Here is an 18544-nt window from a genome sequence, read left to right as displayed (position 1 = left end):
GATCCATCCAGCGCGCGAAGCTTTTGGTGTCAGCACGAAACACCAGAACTTCGAAGGAGCAGGACGATGACCGAGAACAGCAACCGGGTGGCGATCGTGACCGGCGGATCGCGCGGGATCGGCCGGGAGACCGCGGCCCGGCTGGGCCGCGACCACTTCGACGTGGTGGTCGCTTACGGCGGCGGCAAGGCCGACGCCGAGGAAGCGGTCAAGGAGGTCGAGCAGGCCGGCGGCCGGGCGATCGCGGTCCAGGCCGACGTCGCCGACGAGCAGGCGGTCAGCGCGCTGTTCGACGCGGCCGAGCAGGCCTTCGGCGGGGTCGACGTGGTCGTGCACGCGGCCGGCATCATGAAGCTGTCCCCGCTGGCCGACCTGGACCTGGCCCAGCTCGACGAGCACCTGCGGGTGAATGTCCGCGGCACGTTCGTGGTCGACCAGCAGGCCGCCCGCCGGCTGCGCAACGGTGGCGCGATCATCAACTTCTCCAGCTCACTGACCCTGCTGTCCCGGCCCGGCTACTCGGCGTACGCCGCGACCAAGGGCGCGGTCAACACGATCAGCCTGATCCTGGCCCGCGAGCTGCGCGGCCGCGACATCACCGTCAACGCGGTGGCGCCCGGCCCGACGGCGACCGCTCTGTTCCTGGACGGCAAGCCGCAGGAGCTGATCGACCGGATCGCCGCCGAGCCGCCGCTGGAGCGCCTCGGACAGCCCGAGGACATCGCCGAGCTGGTCGCCTTCCTGGCCGGTCCCGGTCGCTGGGTCAACGGCCAGACCATCTACGCCAACGGCGGCTCCGCGGCCTGACCCCCGCGGGCGCCTGCCCCGCGGCGCCCGCCTCGCATTTCCCCCTCTGTCTTCACCCAGGTGACGAGCCTGCTGCTCCGCCTGCCCGAAACCAGCCTCGAAAGGATCACGACCATGTCCAAGACCATCCTGATCAGCGGCGCGTCGAGCGGATTCGGCGCCCTGACCGCCCGCGCCCTGGCCGACGCCGGCCACACCGTGTACGCCGGGATGCGCGACCTCGCCGCCCGCAACGCGACCGCCGCGGCCGACGCCGCGCAGTACGCCAAGGACAACGGCGTCGATCTCCGCACGGTCGAGCTGGACGTCAGCTCCGACGAGTCGGCCCGCCAGGCCGTGCAGACGGTGCTCACCGAGCAGGGCAAGCTCGACGTACTGATCCACAACGCCGGCCACATGGTGACCGGCCCGGCCGAGGCCTTCACCCCGGAGCAGCTGGCCGCGCTCTACGACACCAACGTGCTGGGCACCCAGCGGCTCAACCGGGCGGCTCTGCCGCACCTGCGCGAGCAGCAGGACGGTCTGCTGCTCTGGATCGGCAGCTCGAGCTCACGCGGCGGCACGCCTCCGTACCTGGCGCCGTACTTCGCCGCGAAGGCCGCGATGGACGCGCTTGCCACCAGCTACGCGCTGGAGGTCGCCCGATTCGGCATCGAGTCGACGATCATCGTGCCGGGCTCCTTCACCCACGGCACCAACCACTTCGCGCACAGCGGCACCCCGGCCGACACCGACGTCGTCGCCGCCTACGAGACCCGGTACGCCGGGCTGATGGACCAGGTCAGCCAGAAGCTCCGTGAGCTGGAGCCGGAGTGGGCCGACGTCGCGGAGGTCGCCCGGGCGATCGTCACCGTGGTCGGCACCGAGAAGGGCCGCCGGCCGTTCCGGGTCCACATCGACCCCTCCGACGACGGCGCCGCCGTGGTCAACGCGGTCGCCGACCGGGTCCGCGCGGAGTTCCTGCGCCGGGTCGGCCTGGACGACCTGCTGCACCCGACCGCCGCGTGACCCGCGCTGACCGCAGTTCGCCCTGGCGAGGACGATCGTCCTCGCCACGCGCTCCCCGGAGGTGACGACAGATGAACGGCCTGATCGACGTGCACGCACACTTCCTGCTGCCGGACTACGTCACGGCGGCCGAGCGGGCCGGGCACCTGCGGCCGGACGGGATGCCGGCCTGGCCGGTGTGGAACGCGGCCAAGCACCTGCAGCTGATGGACCGGACGGGGATCGCCAAGTCGATCCTGTCGGTGTCGTCGCCCGGTGTGCACTTCGGTGACGACTTCCGCGCCCAGGTGCTGGCCCGCCGGATGAACGAGGCCGCGGCCGAGCTGGGCAAGGACCACCCGGGCCGGTTCGGGTTCTTCGCCAGTCTGCCGTTGCCGGACGTCGCGGGGGCGCTGGTCGAGCTCGACCACGCGTACGACGTACTGGGTGCGGACGGGATCATCCTGAACAGCAACGCCGGCGGGCAGTACCCGGGAGACCCGTCGTGGGAGCAGCTGTGGCGTGCGCTGGACGAGCGGGCGGCGGTGGTGTTCCTGCACCCGACCTCGCCGCCGCAGTGGCGACAGGTGTCGCTGGACCGGCCGCGGCCGATGATCGAGTTCCTGTTCGACAGCGCCCGCGCGGTGACCGACCTGGTCCTCACCGGGATCCTGACCCGCTACCCGCGGATCCGGTTCGTCGTCACCCACGCCGGCGGAGTCATCCCGCTGCTGGGCGACCGGCTCGACCTGTACCGGGACACCTTCAGCCCGACCAGCGGCCTGCCCAGCGTCACAGACCAGCTCAAGCACCTCTGGTACGACGTCGCCGGTACGCCGGTGCCGAACCAGCTGCCGGCCCTCCAGGCAGTAGCCGGCGCCGACCACCTGCTCTACGGCAGCGACCACTGCTTCACCCCGTCGGAAGCCGTTGCCGGGCAGATCGCCGCACTGGACGAAGCGACCGTGGCCGAGGGCTGGCGGCCGCGCACCACGGCCAACGCCGTACGGCTGCTGGCTCCGGCGTCCTGACTCCGCGGCCAGGTGCATGCGACCTGGAGGTCGGGGTACCGGGCCGGTAATCGAGCTGGTGTTCGAACGGTGGAGGAGGAGCGATGACTCAGGACGTACATCCGGTGCCCGACAAGGATCCGGAGGACTGGACGACCGGGGACGAGCCGATGACCGGGCCGCAGGAGTCGTACCTGAACACGCTCGCGCAGGAGGCCGGTGAGCAGGTTCCGGAGGGGCTGAGCAAGGCGGACGCGTCGCGGCTGATCGACGAGCTGCAGGCGCGGACCGGGCGCGGCGCGGAGAGTTGAGCGGAAGAAAGCCTCGGCGGGCCCTGACAGCTCCGCCGAGGCTTTCGGCTGTTGATCGCTCAACAGCCACGGGATGTTACGCGGATCCCGCGAGCCGGCAACAGGCTCGCGATCACAGCGATCACAGCGATCACTGACCCGGCACGGAGCGCCGTGCGGGATGGCTTATCGTTTCCTATTGCAACCAAATAGGCCTGGGTGAGGACCTGGAGGCCGTACTCCGCCCCGGAGCAGCCCGACCGGCTGCTCCGGCCGAACGACTGCGTGAGGACGGATCCACCCCGATGTCTGCCACCGAGACGACGGCCCCCGCGAGCACCGAGCTCCCCGCGTCACCGGCCGGAGCCCCGGCCGATCCGGGGCTGACCCATCGGGAGATTCTGGAAATCCTGGTCGGCCTGCTCGCGGCGCTGTTCACCGCGATGCTCAGCTCGACCATCGTCAGCAACGCGCTGCCGACGATCATCGCCGATCTCGAAGGTACCCAGACCCAGTACACCTGGGTGATCACCGCGAGCCTGCTCGCCACCACCGTGTCCACGCCGGTCTGGGGCAAGCTGTCCGACCTGGTCAGCAAGAAGCTGCTCGTCCAGCTGGCGATCGTCTTGTTCGTGGTCGGTTCGGCCCTGGCCGGGATGGCGCACAACGTGCCGTTCCTGATCGGCGCCCGGGTCCTGCAGGGCCTCGCGATGGGCGGCCTGCTGGCGCTGGCGCAGGCGATCATCGGCGCCGCGATCCCACCCCGCGACCGGGGACGCTACTCCGGCTACATGGGCGCGGTCGTCGCGGTCGCGACGGTCAGCGGCCCACTGCTCGGCGGCGTCATCGTCGACACCAGCTGGCTCGGCTGGCGCTGGTGCTTCTACGTCTGCGTGCCGCTGGCGGTGATCAGCCTGGTCATGCTCCAGCGGTACCTGCATCTGCCGCTGCTGAAGCGCAAGGTCCGGATGGACTACCTCGGGGCGATCCTGATCAGCGGCGCCGCGAGCCTGCCGCTGGTCTGGGTCTCGTTCGCCGGCACCCACTTCCCCTGGTGGTCCCGCGAGACCGCCTACTACCTCGGCGGTACGGCGCTGCTCGCGATTCTCGCGGTGATCGTCGAGACCCGCGCGAAGGAGCCGCTCGTCCCGCTGAGCGTCGTCCGGGAGCGGACCACGGCGCTGGCGATCGTGGCCAGCCTGGCGGTCGGGCTCGCGATGTTCGGCAGCGCGGTGTTCCTCGGGCAGTACTTCCAGGTCGCCCGCGGCTACAGCGCGACCGAGTCCGGCCTGCTCACGGTCCCGATGATGCTGGGCTCGTTCGTCGGTTCGGTCGGCGCCGGCCAGATGATCACCCGGTACGGCAAGTGGAAGCGCTATCTGGTGCTCGGTGGGCTGCTGCTGATCGCCGGGCTCGCACTGCTGGGCACGATCGACCACGTCACGCCGTACTGGTATCTGGCGGTCGGCATGGGCGCGATGGGCATCGGCATGGGCATGCTGATGCAGAACCTGGTGCTCGCCGTACAGAACACGGTCGACGTCAGCCAGGTCGGCGCCGCGAGCGCGTCCGTCACGTTCTTCCGCAGCCTCGGCGGTGCGGTCGGGGTGTCGGTGCTGGGCGCCGTACTGGCCAACCGGGTGACCGAGCTGATCACCAGCAACCTGCGGGCGCTCGGGCCGGACGGCGTCGCCGCGGGCCGCGCGCTGGAGGACGGCTCCGGCGGGAGCCTGCTGGACGTCGGGGCGTTGCCGCCGCAGCTGGCGGAGGTCGTACGGCATGCGTACGGCGACGCGACCGGTCGCATCTTCCTGATCGCGGCCGGAGCCGGAGTGGTGAGTCTGCTGGCGGTGCTGTTCATCCGCGAGGTGCCGCTGCGGCGCACGGTCTCGATGAGCGCGGGCTCGGCTGACGAAGGCGCTCCGGCGGACCTGGCTGCAGCCGCCGCGCCCGGTGCGGCGTCGACGGGCGTGCTGCCGGAGCCGGCCGACGACGCCGAGCGCGACGCGGCCGTGGCGCTCGGTGTGATCACCTCGGCCGAGCGGACCGCGCTGGAGCGCGAGCGGGAGGCCAACGAACGGGTCGCGGCCGCGGCGAACGTGATCCGCCAGATGCGGACCGATGTGGCCGACCTGTTCACGCGGGTCGACCAGCAGATCGCTGACCTCGAGCGAACGCTGCCAGGAGTCGACAGCGAGCACCCGATGGCGCCGGTGCTGGCCGCCCAGCCGCAGGACGGCGCGTGGGTGGACGAGCTGCGGCGGTACGAGCTCAGCGTGCTGAGCGCGAGCCAGCGGACGGCGGACCACCTGCGGGAGACGGCGAAGGCCGAGGCCGACGAGATCGTCTCGGCCGCGAAGGCCGAGGAGGAGGCGATCCGGCGGCGGATCGCGGAGCTGGAAGCGGTCGAGCAGCGGCTGCTGGGCGCCGTACGGGACGGGCTGTCGGAGACTCCCGCGCCGCCGGCCGCGCCGCCGCCCTCGGTCAACGGGCACCGGACGGGCAACGGGTACCCGAGCCACTACGAGTCCGAGCAGGAGGCCTTCGGCTGAGCTGTCCGTTGCGGATGGCATGCTCTCGTCTTGTCGGCGGTGGGTGAGAGCAGGGAGCGTCGTGGGGCCTTGGGATGAGGAGCAGGTGCTCGCTCTGGCGCCTGATCCTGCCTCCGCCAAAGCAGGGCAGGCCCAGGCGCGGGTGACCAAGTGGTCCGGCGCGGGGAGCTCCGAGCACGCGCTGTGGGGGTACTGCCAGGGCAGCGGCAAGCAGCCGTACCAGACGACGGTCGACCTGAGCGGTCCGGCTTTTCGGTGCTCTTGCCCGAGCCGCAAATTTCCGTGCAAGCACGCGCTGGGGCTGATGCTGCTCTGGGCTGCCGGAGGGTTGCCCACGGCGGACGAGCCCGAGTGGGTCGACAAGTGGCTGGCCGAGCGGAGCACGCGGGCCGAGCGGGCGGCTGAGCGGGCCGAGAAGAAGCCGGGCGAGGTCGCTGATCCGCTGGCTGCGCAGGCACGTGCGTCGCGCCGGGCCGATCGGGTGTCGGCGGGGATGGCCGAGCTGGAGGCCTGGCTGGACGATCAGGTACGCCGGGGGCTCAGTGGGTTCGAGCAGAGGGGATACGAGGAGCTGAGCCGACTGGCCGCGCGGATGGTCGACGCGCAGGCGCCAGGCGTCGCGGGCGCCGTACGGCGTGCTGCTGGGGTGGTCGGCCGGGGACACGGGTGGCCTGGGGAGCTGCTGGAGGAGCTGGCGCTGATCCACCTGACCGTGTCGGCACACAGCCGGCTGGCCGAGCTGCCGCCGTCGATGGCCGACACCGTGCAGACGCGGATCGGGTGGACGGTCGAGACGGCCCGGGTCCAGGCCGACGGCGAGAAGGTCGAGGACGACTGGCTGGTGCTCGGCCGGGTCGTCGAGCCGGACGACCGGCTCACCGTGCGCCGCTTGTGGTTGCGTGGGGCAACGACTGGCCGGCTGGCGCTGATCCTCGCGTTCGCGCCCGGCGGCCGTCGCCTGGATCCGTTGCCGGCCCGACCCGGTGAGTTGCTCCCTGCTGTCTTGTCCTTCTATCCCGGTGCTCTGCCCCTCCGGGCCCTGCTCACCCAGACGGCTCCACGTCTGCCCGGTTCGCGGCCCGCCGGTCTGACCGCTCGCCAGGCGCTGGCCTCGTACGTGGACTCGCTGTCCGCGGATCCGTGGAACGAGCGGTGGCCTCTGGTCCTGCAGGACGTCCGTCCGGCCCGCAACGGCGCGAACTGGGCTCTGGTGGACGCAGCGGGAGACGCCTTGGAGTTGCTCCCGGTGGATCCCTGGAAGCTCCTCGCCGTCTCCGCGGGCGGTCCGCTCACCGTTGCCGGTGAGTGGAACCGGGCCGGCTTCCGACCGATGACCGTCTGGGACGGCGACCGAGCGGTGATCCTGTGAGGGGCTGGGACGGTCTGGTGTCCTCGGCGCTGCTCGGCACCGACCGTCGGCCCCCGACCTTCGACGACCTTCCGCCGGCCGTCCGTGAGCAACTGTCGGACGAGGCCGGCCTGCTGGACGCGGCCGCGTTGGCGACGCTCTACAAACGGGCGGGACGCCTTCCGCTGCGAGGGATCGAGCCGTTGCCCGTCGCCGAGGGCGAGGACCGTCCGTTGCCTCGGCCGAACGCGATTCGGCGACTGACGGCGATGGTGGCCGGGTTCCAGACCGCCGCGCTCGGGGAGTGGTTGCGTGTCGCGGAGGCGAAGGGCTGGGGGATTCCACCCGAGCACCTGCCGGCGTTGGCGGACTACGCGCGCGGACGAGCGGAGTACCGGCCGCTGGTGATCGCAGCTGCCGGGCGGCGAGCTGCCTGGCTGGCCGAGCTGAATCCCGAGTGGCGGTTCCTGCACGAGGCTGTGAGCGACGATCCCGAGCTGTGGACCCACGGAAACTCGCTGCAGCGGCGCGCGTGGTTCAGGCGGTTGCGCGAGCGGGATCCGGCCGCTGCGTTGGAGGCGCTGCGGGAGGTGTGGCCGACCGAGAGCGCTGCGACGCGGTTGGAGTTCCTGGGTGCGCTCAAGGCCGGTCTGAGCGGAGCGGACGAAGAGTTCTTGGAGTCGGCGCTCGACGACAGGTCCAAGGACGTCCGCCGCCTGGCGGCTGACCTCCTGGCGCGCATCGAAGGCTCGCAGTACGGCGTACGGATGGCTGAGCGGGTAGCGGCGCACCTGACCGAGTCGCAGGGAGTGCTGGCCGTGACTCTGCCGCAGCGCGTCACCAAGGCGATGGAGCGGGACGGCATCGATCCGCAGGCACACCCAGGGCTCGGTCGGAGGGCCTGGTGGCTCAAGCAGTTGGTGGCGGCGGCTCCACTGCCGGCTCCGGATGTCCTCCAGTTGCCGGTGGAAGGCGTAGCTGCCGAGGTGCTGCAGGCCGCGTGGGCGGAAGCGGCAGTCCGGGAGCAGAACGCCGAGTGGGCCCGTGCCCTGCTGCGCAGCGATGCCTCCACCGACGGCCGGACGTCCGAGCTGCTCAGGGTGCTGCCTGAGGAGGAATGGCCCGCCGCCCTCGAGCACTTGCGCACGACCACCGACCTGTCCGAGCTGGTGGGCGGACTGCCCGTCCCCTGGCCGGTGCCGCTCGCCGTACTGGTGCTGGACCTGCTCAGCAAGGCCGGCACCGCCAGGAGCTGGGCGCGTCTGGCCAGCATCGCCGCTCGCGCCGTACCGCCTGAGGCCCTGCACCATCCGATCACCCGCGAGCCGACCGGCGAGGAAGACACCTGGCGCCTGCGGCTGGTGGAGACCTTGAACTTCCGTCGCGAGATGTACGAGGAGCTGTCATGAGCACAACCGCCGTGATGCGGCCGCACGCCGAGGACGAGTACGCCGGTGAGTTGGCCGCTCTGGCGGCGACGGACGATCGAGTCCGGCCACCGGCGTGGCAGCTGTCACCCGCGGCCGTCGTCACCTACCTGCTCGGCGGCAAGGCCGGCGACACCGAGATCTCGCCCAAGTACGTCGGCCCGCGCCGCCTGATCGAGGTGGCCGTCGCGACGCTGGCGACCGACCGGGCCCTGCTCCTGCTCGGCGTCCCCGGTACGGCGAAGACGTGGGTCAGCGAGCACCTGGCCGCGGCGATCTGCGGCGACTCGACGCTGCTCGTCCAGGGCACCGCCGGTACGGCGGAGGAAGCGATCCGCTACGGCTGGAACTACGCCCAGCTGATCGCGCAGGGACCGAGCGAGGCCGCGCTGGTCCCGAGCCCGGTCCAGCGCGCGATGGCCGAGGCGAAGATCGCCCGGATCGAGGAGCTGACCCGGATGCCGTCCGACGTCCAGGACGCGCTGATCACGATCCTGTCGGAGAAGTCGCTGCCGATCCCGGAGCTGGCCGGCGAGATCCAGGCCCGCAAGGGTTTCAACGTGATCGCCACCGCGAACGACCGCGACAAGGGCGTCAACGAGCTGTCCAGCGCGCTGCGGCGCCGGTTCAACACCGTCGTGCTGCCGCTGCCGGACTCCGCCGACGACGAGGTCGAGATCGTCTCCCGCCGGGTCGCCCAGCTCGGCGCCTCGCTGGAGCTGCCGCCGCAGGACAGCGCGCTGGACGAGATCCGCCGCGTGGTCACGGTCTTCCGCGAACTGCGTTCGGGCCGGACCGAGGACGGCCGGACCGCGGTCAAGTCGCCGTCCGGCACGCTGTCCACCGCCGAGGCGATCAGCGTGGTCACCGGCGGTCTCGCGCTGGCCGCCCACTTCGGCGACGGCGTGCTGCGCTCGTACGACGTGGCCGGCGGCATTCTCGGCGCGGTCGTCAAGGACCCGTCGGCCGACCGGGTGGTCTGGTCGGAGTACCTGGAGACCGTGGTCCGCGAACGCGACGGCTGGTCGGACTTCTACCGGGCGTGCCGGGACCTGAGCTGATGTCCGTCCACCTGTTCGGGATCAGGCACCACGGACCGGGTTCGGCCCGGGCGCTGGTGGCCGCCCTGGCGGACCTGCAACCGGACATCGTGCTGATCGAGGGACCGCCGGAGGCCGACAAGGTGGTCGAGCTGGCCGCCGATCCCGAGATGGTGCCGCCGGTCGCCTTGCTGGCGTACGCCGTGGACGACTCGACGCGCGCGGCGTTCTGGCCGTTCGCGGTGTTCAGCCCGGAGTGGCAGGCGATCCGCTTCGCGCTGGCCGGCGGCGTACCGGTGCGGTTCTGCGATCTGCCGGCCGCGCTGCAGTTCGCGTCGTCGCAGCGGGAGCGGGGATCCTCGATCGATCCGCTCGCGACACTCGCGGCGGCCGGCGGGTACGACGATCCGGAGCGCTGGTGGGACGACGTGATCGAGCACCGGCGCGACGGCGCCGAGCCGTTCACGGTGATCGCGGAGGCGATGGGCGAACTGCGCCGCGACGAGCAGGCGACCGGTCGGGAGGCACAGCGCGAGGCGTACATGCGGCAGACGTTGCGCAAGGCGATCAAGGAGGGCTTCGAGCGGATCGCGGTGGTCTGCGGCGCCTGGCACGTTCCGGCGCTGACCGCACCGTTGCCCCCGGCAACACACGACCAGCGGATCCTGAAGGGACTGCCGAAGCGCAAGGTCGCCTGCACCTGGGTGCCGTGGACGCACAGCCGGCTGGCCAACGCGAGCGGGTACGGCGCGGGCGTGACCTCGCCGGGCTGGTACCACCATCTGTTCACCGCGCCCGACCAGATCACCACCCGCTGGCTGACCAAGGTCGCGCGCGTCCTGCGCGACGAGGACCTGCCGGTGTCGAGCGCGCACGTGATCGAAGCGGTGCGGCTGGCCGAAACCCTTGCTGCGTTGCGGGAAAGGCCACTCGCCGGGCTCAGCGAAATGACGGAGGCGACCCGCGCCGTACTGTGTGGCGGGAACGACGTACTGCTGGATTTGGTCACACGGGAAGCGGTCGTCGGTGAGCTGCTCGGGACCGTGCCGGGTGACACCCCGCAGGCTCCGGTGGCCGCGGACCTGGCCGCGCAAGCACGCCGGCTGCGGCTCAAACGCGACCCGGCCGAGCGCGTGATCGACCTGGATCTGCGCAAGGACAACGACCGGGACAAGTCGCAGCTGCTGCACCGATTGAGGATTCTCGGCATCGACTGGGGAGTGCCGACCGCGGACGACCGGCGGTCGCAGGGCACCTTCCGGGAGATGTGGAAACTGGCCTGGGATCCGGGACTCGAGGTCGATCTGGTCGCCGCGGGCGCCCACGGTACGACGGTGCTCGGCGCGGCGACGACCAAGATGCTCGCGGCCGCGGCGGAGTCGTCCACGCTGGCCGACGTGACGTCGGCGCTCGAGCGGTCCCTGCTCGCGAACCTGGCCGACGCCCTGCCGGCGTTGCTCGCGGGCGTCGACACCCGGGCGGCGAAGGACGCGGACGTCGGGCACCTGATGGCCGCGCTACCGGCGTTGGCGCGCTCGGCGCGGTACGGCGACGTCCGGGGTAGCGACACCGCCGGACTGTCGGCCGTTGCCGAGCGGATGGTGGCCCGGGTCTGCGCCGGGCTCGGACGGACGGTGCACGGGCTGGATCCGGACGCGGCGGCGTCGGTGCTGGAGCTGATCGACGGCGTACAGGATGCCACGGCGTTGCTGTCGGAGGAGTCGCGCGAGATGTGGCTGCGCACGTTGGAGGGGCTGAGCGACCGGACGTCGGTGCCGCCGTTGATCGCGGGACGGTTGACGCGGCTGATGCTCGACACGTCACGAGTGCAGTCCGGGGAGGTCGCGCTGCGGCTCGGGCGCGCGTTGTCGCCGGGGACGCCGACGGTCGAGGCGGCGGGCTATGTCGAGGGGTTCCTGGCCGGCGGCGGGTTGCTGCTGGTGCACGACGAGCGGTTGCTCGCCCTGGTGGACGGATGGCTGGCGGGGATTCCCGACGAGGCGTTCCTGGAGGTGCTGCCCTTGCTGCGCAGGACTTTCGGGACCTTCGCGAAGCCGGAACGGCGATCGATCGGTGACCGGGCGCGGGCGCTGGGCGGCGTGACCCAAGTAGTTGCCGAAGACAATGACCTGGACGCGGAGCTGGCGGCGTCGGTGCTGCCGACCGTTGCCCGGCTGCTGGGTCGATCGACACTGGTGGAGGTCTGATGCCCGACGACGAACGGCTGCGGCGCTGGCGGATGGTCCTGGGCAGCGAAGCGGATCCCGAGACCGGCACCTCGTTGTCGAAGACCGACCAGTCCGTCGACGCGGCGCTGGCTGCCCTGTACGACGCGGAGCGCGGTGAGCCCGGGACCAAGCGCTCGGCCGGGCTCGGGTCGTCGGCGCCGCGCGTCGCGCGGTGGCTGGGCGACATCCGCGGGTACTTCCCGAGTTCGGTCGTGCAGGTGATGCAGCGCGACGCCGTCGAGCGGCTCGGCATCACCCGGATGCTGATGGAGCCCGAACTGCTGAACGCGGTCGAGCCCGACGTCCACCTGGTCAGCACGTTGCTCGCGCTGAACGAGGTGATGCCCGAGGAGACCAAGCAGACCGCGCGCGAAGTGGTCGGCCGGGTGGTCGCCGACCTGGAGAAGCGCCTGGCCGAACGGACCCGCGCGGCCGTCACCGGCGCGCTCGACCGGGCCGGACGAACCGCTCGGCCGCGGCACTCCGACATCGACTGGGACCGGACGATCCGGATCAACCTCAAGCACTTCTCGCCGGCGCTCGGCACGATCGTCCCGGACCGCCTGGTTGGCTACGCCCGGCGCAACCACAGCGTCCAGCGCGACATCGTGCTGGCGATCGACCAGTCCGGCTCGATGGCCGAGTCGGTCGTCTACGCGAGCGTGTTCGGCGCCGTGCTCGGATCGCTGCGCACGGTGCGGACCAGCCTGGTCGTCTTCGACACCGCGGTCGTCGATCTGACCGACCAGCTCGAGGATCCCGTCGACGTCCTGTTCGGCACGCAGCTCGGCGGCGGCACGGACATCAACCGCGCGCTCGCGTACTGCGAGACGCTCGTCGCGCGTCCCGCCGAAACCGTCCTGGTCCTGATCAGCGACCTGTACGAGGGCGGCAATCGCGAGGACCTGCTGCGCCGTACCCGCTCGCTGGTCGAATCCGGAGTCCAGGTCGTCGCCCTGCTGGCGTTGGCGGACTCCGGCGCCCCGTCGTACGACGCCGACAACGCCGCCGCCTTCGCGGACCTCGGCGTCCCGACGTTCGCCTGCACCCCGGACCTGTTCCCCGACCTGATGGCCACCGCCATCCGCCGCGAGGACATCGGTCAGTGGGCCGCGACGAACCTGTCGGATTGAATGGGCCGATGAAGATCACCGGCATCCATCCCGACGAGTACGCCGAGGCGACGCGGATCTGGGAGTCGTCGGTCCGCGCGACCCACGACTTCGTCACCGAGGCCGACCTGGACGTGCTCCGCCCGCTGGTCGCCGCGGCGTTCGGGCAGCTCGAGCACCTGGCCGGCCTGCGGGACGACGACGGCCGGTTGCTCGGGTTCGCCGGAGCCGCCGCGGGCAAGCTGGAAATGCTGTTCCTGGCTCCGGACGCGCGCGGGCTGGGCGGTGGGACGCTGCTGCTGGACCATGCGCGCCGGGTCTTCGGCGTGACAGCGGTCGACGTGAACGAGCAGAACCCGCAGGCGGTCGGCTTCTACCTGCACCACGGGTTCACGGTCGCCGGCCGGTCGGAGCGAGACGGCACCGGCAAGCCGTACCCGCTGCTGCACCTGACCCTTTAGTTGCACCCGGCAATGACGATGCCGGCCTGGAGATCGCCGCGCGGGCGTGATTCACTATAGTCACCAATAATGACTATCAAGGACTGTGACCATGACTGCTGTCGAACTGACTCGCTTCACGGTTTCCGCCGGCAAGACCGCCGAGCTGCTGGCCGCCCGCCCCGCCATGCTGGCCGACTTCGCCGCCGACCGGGCGGGTTTCCTGTCGGCCCGACTCGTCCAGCTGCCGGACGGTGAGTGGCTCGACATCGTCGAGTGGGCGACCAGTGAGGACTACGCCGCCAGCCGCGCCAAGGGGCCGAACCTGCCGGGCATCGCCCGTTTCTTCGCCGCGATCGACGCGCTGGTCACCGCCGAGGAAGGCGTGCTCGCCGAATCCGAGTGAGCCGACGGCCGGCCCGGGTCAGTCGGCGAGTTGCAGGATGTCGATCTCGGTGCCGGGGTCGACCTCGGCGAAGCGGAGCGCCCACTGGACGGCCTCGTCGCGGGAGTTGACGCGGATGATCGACAGGCCGGCGATCAGTTCCTTCGTCTCGGTGAACGGGCCGTCGAGCACCCGGGGTGAGCCGTCGGCGAACGCGATGCGGGCGCCGTGGGCGCTGGGCAGCAGACCGTCGGCGCTGAGCAGCACGCCCGCCTGGCGCATCTCCTCCAGCACCTCGTCGGCGCGCGCGAGCATCTCCGGGTCCGGCGCCTGGCCGGCCTCCAGTGCGTCGTTGGTCTTGTGCAGCAGCGCGAAGCGCATCGGTGCCTCCTCAGCTCGACCGTAGCGGGATCAGCCCGGCCTTTTCCAGCGCCCGCCAGTACGCCGGGGGAATGGCCTGGTCGAGATACCCGGCCACCTCGGTGATCTCCGCGGGCGTCCGCGCCCCGACGACCACCGCCGGAATGTCCGGATGCGCCAGCGGGAACTGCAGCGCGGCGGCCGGCAGCGGTACGTCGTACTGGTCGCTGATCGCGCGGAGCTGGTCGAGGCGCGCGGCCGCTTCGGGTGCCAGTGGGGGATAGCCGACCGACGGCCGGGACGCCGCGAGCGGTCCGCCCTGGAAGACTCCGGCGCCGATGATCGAGACGCCGAGCTGGTGAGCCAGTGGCAGCAGCTCGACGGTGGCCGACTGGTCGAGCAGGCTGTAGCGCCCGGCCAAGAGGACGCAGTCGGGCGTCGTCGCCGCCTCGCGCAGGAAGCGTGCCGCGACGTCGGCGTGGTTGATGCCGAGCGAGAGCGCCCGGATCGTGCCCCGGTCGCGCAGCTCGACCAACGCCCGCAGCGCCGACGTCGAGGCGGCCGCGAAGTCGAGCTCCGGGTCGTGGATGTGCAGGATGTCGACCCGGTCGATGCCCATCCGCTGCAGACTGTCCTCGAACGAGCGCATCACCGCGTCGTACGAGTAGTCCAGGCGCGGCCCGAGGCCGGCCGGTGGCTCGACCCAGATCGGCTGCAGGTCGGTCCCGCCTGGTTCGAGCAGGCGGCCGACCTTCGTGCAGAGCACGTACTCGTCGCGCGGCCGCCCGCGCAGGCCGAGGCCCGCTCGCTGCTCGGACAATCCGTATCCGTAGACGGGCGCGGTGTCGAACAACCGGATCCCCAGCTCCCAGGCCCGGTCGATGGTCGCCACCGCCTGCGACTCCGGCACCGGGGCGAACATTCCCGCCAGCGACGCCAGTCCCAGTCCCAGCCGGCTGACCTTCAGTCCACTTCGACCAAGCTCGACCATCCGCATGGCACCGACGATAAAAGCCCCCACCGACACTCCGGAGGAGTCTCGATGGGGGTGGAGCACGCCGGCCACGCATCCGCGGCGGACGTACGCCTCAGCCGGGCACGCTGGTCACCACCACGTACCGGCACAGCCGGGCGCGCCGGTCACCACCGCGCGCCGGCACACTCAGCGCGGGACGTCGCCCCGCCACGCTCCGGTCTCGCTGCCGCGGGACTCGATGAACGACTTGAACCGCTGCAGGTCGCCCTTGACCCGGCCCTCGACGACGCCGAGCTTGTCGCCGACCTTCTCCAGGAAGCCCTCGGGGTCGATGTCGATCTGAGCGGTCACCCGGGTCTTGGCCGGCTCGAGCTGGTGGAAGGTGATCACACCGGCGTGCTGCGGCCCTGAGTCGGACTTCCAGGCGACCCGCTCGTCGGGGTGCTGCTCGGTGATCGTGGCGTCGAACTCGCGGGTCTGGCCGCCGACCTTCGTCACCCAGTGGGTGTGGGTGTTGTCGAGCTGCCGGACCTGCTCGACCCCTTCCATGAACTCCGGGAAGGACTCGAACTGCGTCCACTGGTTGTACGCCGTCGTGACCGGGACGTCGACGTCCACCGACTGCGTGATGCCACTCATCACTGACCTCCTCGTTGCTGTCCGAGTTCTCCCGGTACCCGGATTGTCACGGCCTAGACCATTTGATTCAGCTCGTGGCGGTGGCAGGGTGGGCGAATGGAGGAGATCGCCGACCGCTACCGCCGGCGCGCCGCGGAGTTCGAGCGCAGGATCGCCGCCGTACCGCCGGACGCCTGGTCCAACCAGTCACCGTGCGCGCGGTGGACCGCCCGGGACGTCGTCGATCACATCGTCGGGATGCACGGCTACATGCTGGGCCCTGGTGGTCGCGCGTTCGGTACGCAGGTGAACGACGACCCGCTGCGCGCGTTCCAGGAGGCGCGGGCGGCGGTGCAGGAAGTGCTCGACAACCCCGAGCTGGCCGGTCAGGAAGTCGACACCCCGATCGGCAGGATGACCGCCGAGCAGCACGTCGACCAAGTGGTCAGCGACGACCTGGTCCTGCACGGCTGGGACCTGGCCCGCGCGACCGGCCAGGACGAGACGATGAACCCGGACGACGTCGAGCGCCTCTGGCGCAGTACGACGTCCATCCCGGTCGACCTGATGAAGCGCTACCGGACTCCCGGTGCCTTCGGCCCCGGTGTCGAGGTGTTCGGCCCGGAGGTCCCGGTCCCGGCCGACGCGCCGCTGCAGGACCGCCTGCTCGGCCTTATCGGGAGGGATCCTTCAGTACGGCGCTGAGCTGGTCGGCCGCGTAGTACACCGAGCTGTCGGCACACACCGGCGCCTCGTCGAGCCGGGCGGCCAGCGTCGCCGCGTCAGGAGCCAGGAGGGCGTCGCCGAGCTCGACGACAGGCTGCAGGTACTCGTGTCCCGGCAGCTCGGCCACCGCCGTACGGCAGCCCAGTGCCATGCCCTCGAACAGCGCGGTCGTCGAGACACCCACCTGGTACGCCGCCGCCCGCTGCAGCTCGACGGTCGACTCCGCCGATCCCGCCGACAGCCGGACCTTGCTGTCCGGTGGCACCCGGTAGTCCGTCAGGTGCTCGCTCGGGTGCAGCCGGAACACGACGTCCAGCTCCGGGCGGGCCGCCGCGAACGCGACCGCGAAGTCCAGCAGCTCCGGCCCGATCGTGCCCTGCGACAGGAACAGGACCTGCTCGCCGATCTTCAGGGCCGGATCGGCCGGCGGCAGGAACGGCGCCCCGATCACCGCGGTCGACATCCCCGCGGGCAGCTCCGCGACCGTCGTCCAGTACGAGCCGAAGCACCACAGCTCGTCCGGCTGGTCGGGCACCACCGGGCTGCCGGGGTAGCTGTAGCCGAGGTGGTACGGGCTGATCGCGCCGTGCTGCAGCTCGACCACCGGTACGCCGAGGTCGCGGGCCGCGCCGGTGATGTGCTGGTGGAAGTACGACACCACGGAGTACACGGTCTTGATCCGGTGCCGGCGCAGCAGCGCGCGGTAGAGCGTGCGCAGCCGCAGGTGCTTGGGGATCTCCCGCGCGACCAGCGCGCCGATCGGCACCTTGACGCCGGTCAGCGCCTCGAGCGCGTTGGCGATCGTGGTGGCCCGGGCGTCGACCGAGCGGCTGCGGACCGCGCCGGCGGCGGAGGTGAAGAAGTCCAGGTTGCGGCTGCCGGCCAGCGGGGTCCCGTTGATGCCGGAGTCCAGCACCAGCGCCGACGACCCGAGCTCGGCCCGCAGCTTGTCGGTGTAGATCTCGATGCCGCCGGGCTTGCGCGGGTGCGGCACCACCAGCGCGTCGTACGCGCCGGAGGTCAGGAACGGGTTCTTGCCGACCACGCCGGCGACGTGCTTGCCGACCAGCCGGGCCTTGTCCGAGCGGGTCCGGCGGACCGGGTGCGGCTCGCCGTGGATGCCGGCGCGCTTGGTCAGCTCATGGAAGACGCGCATCCGGATGATCGGCCACGGGTGGGCGCCCTGGATCCGCCAGCTCAGCAGATCCAGCTCCTTCTCCAGCTGCCAGATCGCGTGGCACAGCGTCGCCACCGTCGGTGTGGTGCCGTTCCCGGTACTCGTCATGGTTGATCCCTACTATGCCCGCGAGGCTGCCGATGCCCGAGAAGAACCGGCGAACGGCCTTCAGCAGATAGGTCTTGCGTACGAGCACCAGACCGGCCAGGCCGTAGCCGAAGGCCGAGCCGATCCGCGCCAGAGCATAGGCCAGCGCCGTCAGCATGCTGGCCACGCCCGGCCGGATCAGCACCCGGGAGATGCTGTCGCCGCTGCCGGACCGGAAGGCGCGCCGGACCAGCCAGCGCAGCGTCGTCCGGGAGGCCGGCACGTCCTCGGTGATCCGGGCCTCCTCGCACCACACGATCCGGAACCCGGCCTGGTGCACGCGCAGGAAGAAGTGCAGGTCGCTCGACCCGGTGAACCGGAACGCCGGGTGGAAGGCCGGCGTGACCTGGTGGTACACCTGCTGCGCGACCAGCGTGTTGTTCGTGTAGGCCTTGTTCAGCACGTCGCCGGTCTTGTGCTTGCCGGTCGAGTCGTGCACGTCGCTGTAGCGGTTCCAGGCCGGGGCGTCCGGCGGGAGGGTGCCCTGGACGGGGCCGGTGACGACGTCCGCGCCGGTGCTCTCCCAGGCGCCGAGCAGCGTCGCCAGCCAGCCCGGGGGCGCGACCTCGTCGTCGTCGACGAAGATCAGCGCGTCGTCGTTCCAGCACAGCTGCACCGACTTCTCGCGGGCGAAGGGGATCCCCGGCTCCGGTTCGATCGCGGACTCCACCGGGTACGGGCCGGTCGCTGCCGCGGCAGCGATCACCTCACCCGCCGAACCGGCCGCGTCGTTGTCCACCACGACGATCCGGACGGCGTAGTCGCTGTCCGCGGGCAGCTCCTGGGCCTGCAGACTGTCCAGCAGATCCTTCAGCAGCTCGGGTCGCCGGAAGGTGATCACGGCGATCGCGACGGAGGTGCTCATGCCGACCGAGACTAGCGCTCGCCGTACCGCCGAGGCCATTCCGGCTGTA

At 71.3% G+C, this 18544-nt stretch carries 18 protein-coding genes; 13 read left to right on the top strand and 5 right to left on the bottom strand.

The features are described 5' to 3' along the window. Positions 1 to 66 precede the first annotated feature (66 nt). The 12 genes from BWI15_RS28860 (at position 67) to BWI15_RS28805 (ending at position 13647) form a co-directional block, all read left to right on the top strand. The gene (locus tag BWI15_RS28860) at positions 67 to 807 is read left to right on the top strand and encodes an SDR family oxidoreductase (protein ID WP_077017704.1); all 741 of its coding nucleotides are present in this window, start codon (positions 67 to 69) and stop codon (positions 805 to 807) included. A gap of 114 nt (positions 808 to 921) precedes the next feature. Beyond that, on the top strand, positions 922 to 1815 hold the full coding sequence (locus tag BWI15_RS28855; protein WP_077017703.1) for an SDR family oxidoreductase: 894 nt from the start codon (positions 922 to 924) through the stop codon (positions 1813 to 1815). A 71-nt stretch (positions 1816 to 1886) separates the two neighbouring features. Continuing rightward, the gene (locus BWI15_RS28850) at positions 1887 to 2825 is read left to right on the top strand and encodes an amidohydrolase family protein (protein WP_077017702.1); all 939 of its coding nucleotides are present in this window, start codon (positions 1887 to 1889) and stop codon (positions 2823 to 2825) included. A gap of 83 nt (positions 2826 to 2908) precedes the next feature. Next, positions 2909 to 3115 carry a DUF3072 domain-containing protein gene (locus BWI15_RS28845; RefSeq protein WP_077017701.1) on the top strand — a complete coding sequence of 69 codons (207 nt, stop codon included), beginning with the start codon at positions 2909 to 2911 and terminating at the stop codon, positions 3113 to 3115. Positions 3116 to 3399: 284 nt separating this feature from the next. Continuing rightward, on the top strand, positions 3400 to 5646 hold the full coding sequence (locus BWI15_RS28840) for an MFS transporter (RefSeq protein WP_077017700.1): 2247 nt from the start codon (positions 3400 to 3402) through the stop codon (positions 5644 to 5646). A 61-nt stretch (positions 5647 to 5707) separates the two neighbouring features. Further along, on the top strand, positions 5708 to 7015 hold the full coding sequence (locus BWI15_RS28835; RefSeq protein ID WP_143465937.1) for an SWIM zinc finger family protein: 1308 nt from the start codon (positions 5708 to 5710) through the stop codon (positions 7013 to 7015). After that, positions 7012 to 8403 (top strand): DUF5691 domain-containing protein, encoded by a 1392-nt coding sequence (locus BWI15_RS28830; RefSeq protein ID WP_077017698.1) that lies wholly within the window; start codon positions 7012 to 7014, stop codon positions 8401 to 8403. The genes BWI15_RS28835 and BWI15_RS28830 overlap by 4 nt, the downstream gene beginning before the upstream one ends. Continuing rightward, a complete protein-coding gene (locus BWI15_RS28825) occupies positions 8400 to 9482 on the top strand; it encodes an ATP-binding protein (RefSeq protein WP_077017697.1) in 1083 nt (360 codons plus the stop codon). The genes BWI15_RS28830 and BWI15_RS28825 overlap by 4 nt, the downstream gene beginning before the upstream one ends. Then, on the top strand, positions 9482 to 11668 hold the full coding sequence (locus BWI15_RS28820) for a DUF5682 family protein (protein WP_077017696.1): 2187 nt from the start codon (positions 9482 to 9484) through the stop codon (positions 11666 to 11668). Before BWI15_RS28825 ends, BWI15_RS28820 begins: the two co-directional genes overlap by 1 nt. Then, entirely contained in the window at positions 11668 to 12822 is a 1155-nt protein-coding gene (locus tag BWI15_RS28815; RefSeq protein WP_077017695.1) for a VWA domain-containing protein, read from the top strand. Before BWI15_RS28820 ends, BWI15_RS28815 begins: the two co-directional genes overlap by 1 nt. An 8-nt stretch (positions 12823 to 12830) precedes the next feature. After that, the gene (locus tag BWI15_RS28810) at positions 12831 to 13262 is read left to right on the top strand and encodes a GNAT family N-acetyltransferase (RefSeq protein ID WP_077017694.1); all 432 of its coding nucleotides are present in this window, start codon (positions 12831 to 12833) and stop codon (positions 13260 to 13262) included. 91 nt (positions 13263 to 13353) lie between these two features. Beyond that, the gene (locus BWI15_RS28805; protein ID WP_077017693.1) at positions 13354 to 13647 is read left to right on the top strand and encodes an antibiotic biosynthesis monooxygenase; all 294 of its coding nucleotides are present in this window, start codon (positions 13354 to 13356) and stop codon (positions 13645 to 13647) included. An 18-nt stretch (positions 13648 to 13665) separates the two neighbouring features. On the opposite strand, the gene BWI15_RS28800 is transcribed toward BWI15_RS28805, so the two are convergent. The 3 genes from BWI15_RS28800 to BWI15_RS28790 all read right to left on the bottom strand — a co-directional run bounded on the left by BWI15_RS28800 (position 13666) and on the right by BWI15_RS28790 (position 15601). Next, positions 13666 to 14007: a YciI family protein gene (locus BWI15_RS28800; protein WP_077017692.1), complete on the bottom strand. Its 342-nt coding sequence runs from the start codon at positions 14005 to 14007 to the stop codon at positions 13666 to 13668. 10 nt (positions 14008 to 14017) lie between these two features. Further along, positions 14018 to 14983 (bottom strand): aldo/keto reductase, encoded by a 966-nt coding sequence (locus BWI15_RS28795; RefSeq protein WP_077017691.1) that lies wholly within the window; start codon positions 14981 to 14983, stop codon positions 14018 to 14020. A 165-nt stretch (positions 14984 to 15148) separates the two neighbouring features. Beyond that, positions 15149 to 15601, bottom strand: a complete 453-nt coding sequence (locus BWI15_RS28790) for an SRPBCC family protein (protein ID WP_077017690.1) — start codon at positions 15599 to 15601, stop codon at positions 15149 to 15151. 96 nt (positions 15602 to 15697) lie between these two features. Here BWI15_RS28790 and BWI15_RS28785 point away from each other — a divergent pair, with 96 nt between their 5' ends. Next, positions 15698 to 16285, top strand: a complete 588-nt coding sequence (locus BWI15_RS28785; protein ID WP_077017689.1) for a TIGR03086 family metal-binding protein — start codon at positions 15698 to 15700, stop codon at positions 16283 to 16285. Here BWI15_RS28785 and BWI15_RS28780 read toward each other — a convergent pair. Both BWI15_RS28780 and BWI15_RS28775 read right to left on the bottom strand, forming a co-directional pair. Further along, positions 16254 to 17462 carry a hypothetical protein gene (locus BWI15_RS28780; RefSeq protein ID WP_077019368.1) on the bottom strand — a complete coding sequence of 403 codons (1209 nt, stop codon included), beginning with the start codon at positions 17460 to 17462 and terminating at the stop codon, positions 16254 to 16256. The genes BWI15_RS28785 and BWI15_RS28780 overlap by 32 nt on opposite strands. Then, entirely contained in the window at positions 17446 to 18495 is a 1050-nt protein-coding gene (locus BWI15_RS28775; protein WP_077017688.1) for a glycosyltransferase family 2 protein, read from the bottom strand. Before BWI15_RS28775 ends, BWI15_RS28780 begins: the two co-directional genes overlap by 17 nt. Positions 18496 to 18544 lie beyond the last annotated feature (49 nt).

This window comes from Kribbella sp. ALI-6-A (assembly GCF_001984195.1).
GTDB lineage: Bacteria > Actinomycetota > Actinomycetes > Propionibacteriales > Kribbellaceae > Kribbella.
Note: the sequence above shows the minus strand (reverse complement) of the source record. Positions and strands in the feature narration are given on the sequence as shown.

What these genes read in the sequence shown, in the direction of transcription:
- BWI15_RS28860 (WP_077017704.1), top strand. Translation starts at nt 67, where the DNA reads ATGACCGAGAACAGCAACCGGGTGGCGATCGTGACCGGCGGATCGCGC.
- BWI15_RS28855 (WP_077017703.1), top strand. Translation starts at nt 922, where the DNA reads ATGTCCAAGACCATCCTGATCAGCGGCGCGTCGAGCGGATTCGGCGCC.
- BWI15_RS28850 (WP_077017702.1), top strand. Translation starts at nt 1,887, where the DNA reads ATGAACGGCCTGATCGACGTGCACGCACACTTCCTGCTGCCGGACTAC.
- BWI15_RS28845 (WP_077017701.1), top strand. Translation starts at nt 2,909, where the DNA reads ATGACTCAGGACGTACATCCGGTGCCCGACAAGGATCCGGAGGACTGG.
- BWI15_RS28840 (WP_077017700.1), top strand. Translation starts at nt 3,400, where the DNA reads ATGTCTGCCACCGAGACGACGGCCCCCGCGAGCACCGAGCTCCCCGCG.
- BWI15_RS28825 (WP_077017697.1), top strand. Translation starts at nt 8,400, where the DNA reads ATGAGCACAACCGCCGTGATGCGGCCGCACGCCGAGGACGAGTACGCC.
- BWI15_RS28820 (WP_077017696.1), top strand. Translation starts at nt 9,482, where the DNA reads ATGTCCGTCCACCTGTTCGGGATCAGGCACCACGGACCGGGTTCGGCC.
- BWI15_RS28815 (WP_077017695.1), top strand. Translation starts at nt 11,668, where the DNA reads ATGCCCGACGACGAACGGCTGCGGCGCTGGCGGATGGTCCTGGGCAGC.
- BWI15_RS28810 (WP_077017694.1), top strand. Translation starts at nt 12,831, where the DNA reads ATGAAGATCACCGGCATCCATCCCGACGAGTACGCCGAGGCGACGCGG.
- BWI15_RS28805 (WP_077017693.1), top strand. Translation starts at nt 13,354, where the DNA reads ATGACTGCTGTCGAACTGACTCGCTTCACGGTTTCCGCCGGCAAGACC.
- BWI15_RS28800 (WP_077017692.1), bottom strand. Translation starts at nt 14,007, where the DNA reads ATGCGCTTCGCGCTGCTGCACAAGACCAACGACGCACTGGAGGCCGGC.
- BWI15_RS28795 (WP_077017691.1), bottom strand. Translation starts at nt 14,983, where the DNA reads ATGCGGATGGTCGAGCTTGGTCGAAGTGGACTGAAGGTCAGCCGGCTG.
- BWI15_RS28790 (WP_077017690.1), bottom strand. Translation starts at nt 15,601, where the DNA reads ATGAGTGGCATCACGCAGTCGGTGGACGTCGACGTCCCGGTCACGACG.
- BWI15_RS28785 (WP_077017689.1), top strand. Translation starts at nt 15,698, where the DNA reads ATGGAGGAGATCGCCGACCGCTACCGCCGGCGCGCCGCGGAGTTCGAG.
- BWI15_RS28780 (WP_077019368.1), bottom strand. Translation starts at nt 17,462, where the DNA reads ATGCGCGTCTTCCATGAGCTGACCAAGCGCGCCGGCATCCACGGCGAG.
- BWI15_RS28775 (WP_077017688.1), bottom strand. Translation starts at nt 18,495, where the DNA reads ATGAGCACCTCCGTCGCGATCGCCGTGATCACCTTCCGGCGACCCGAG.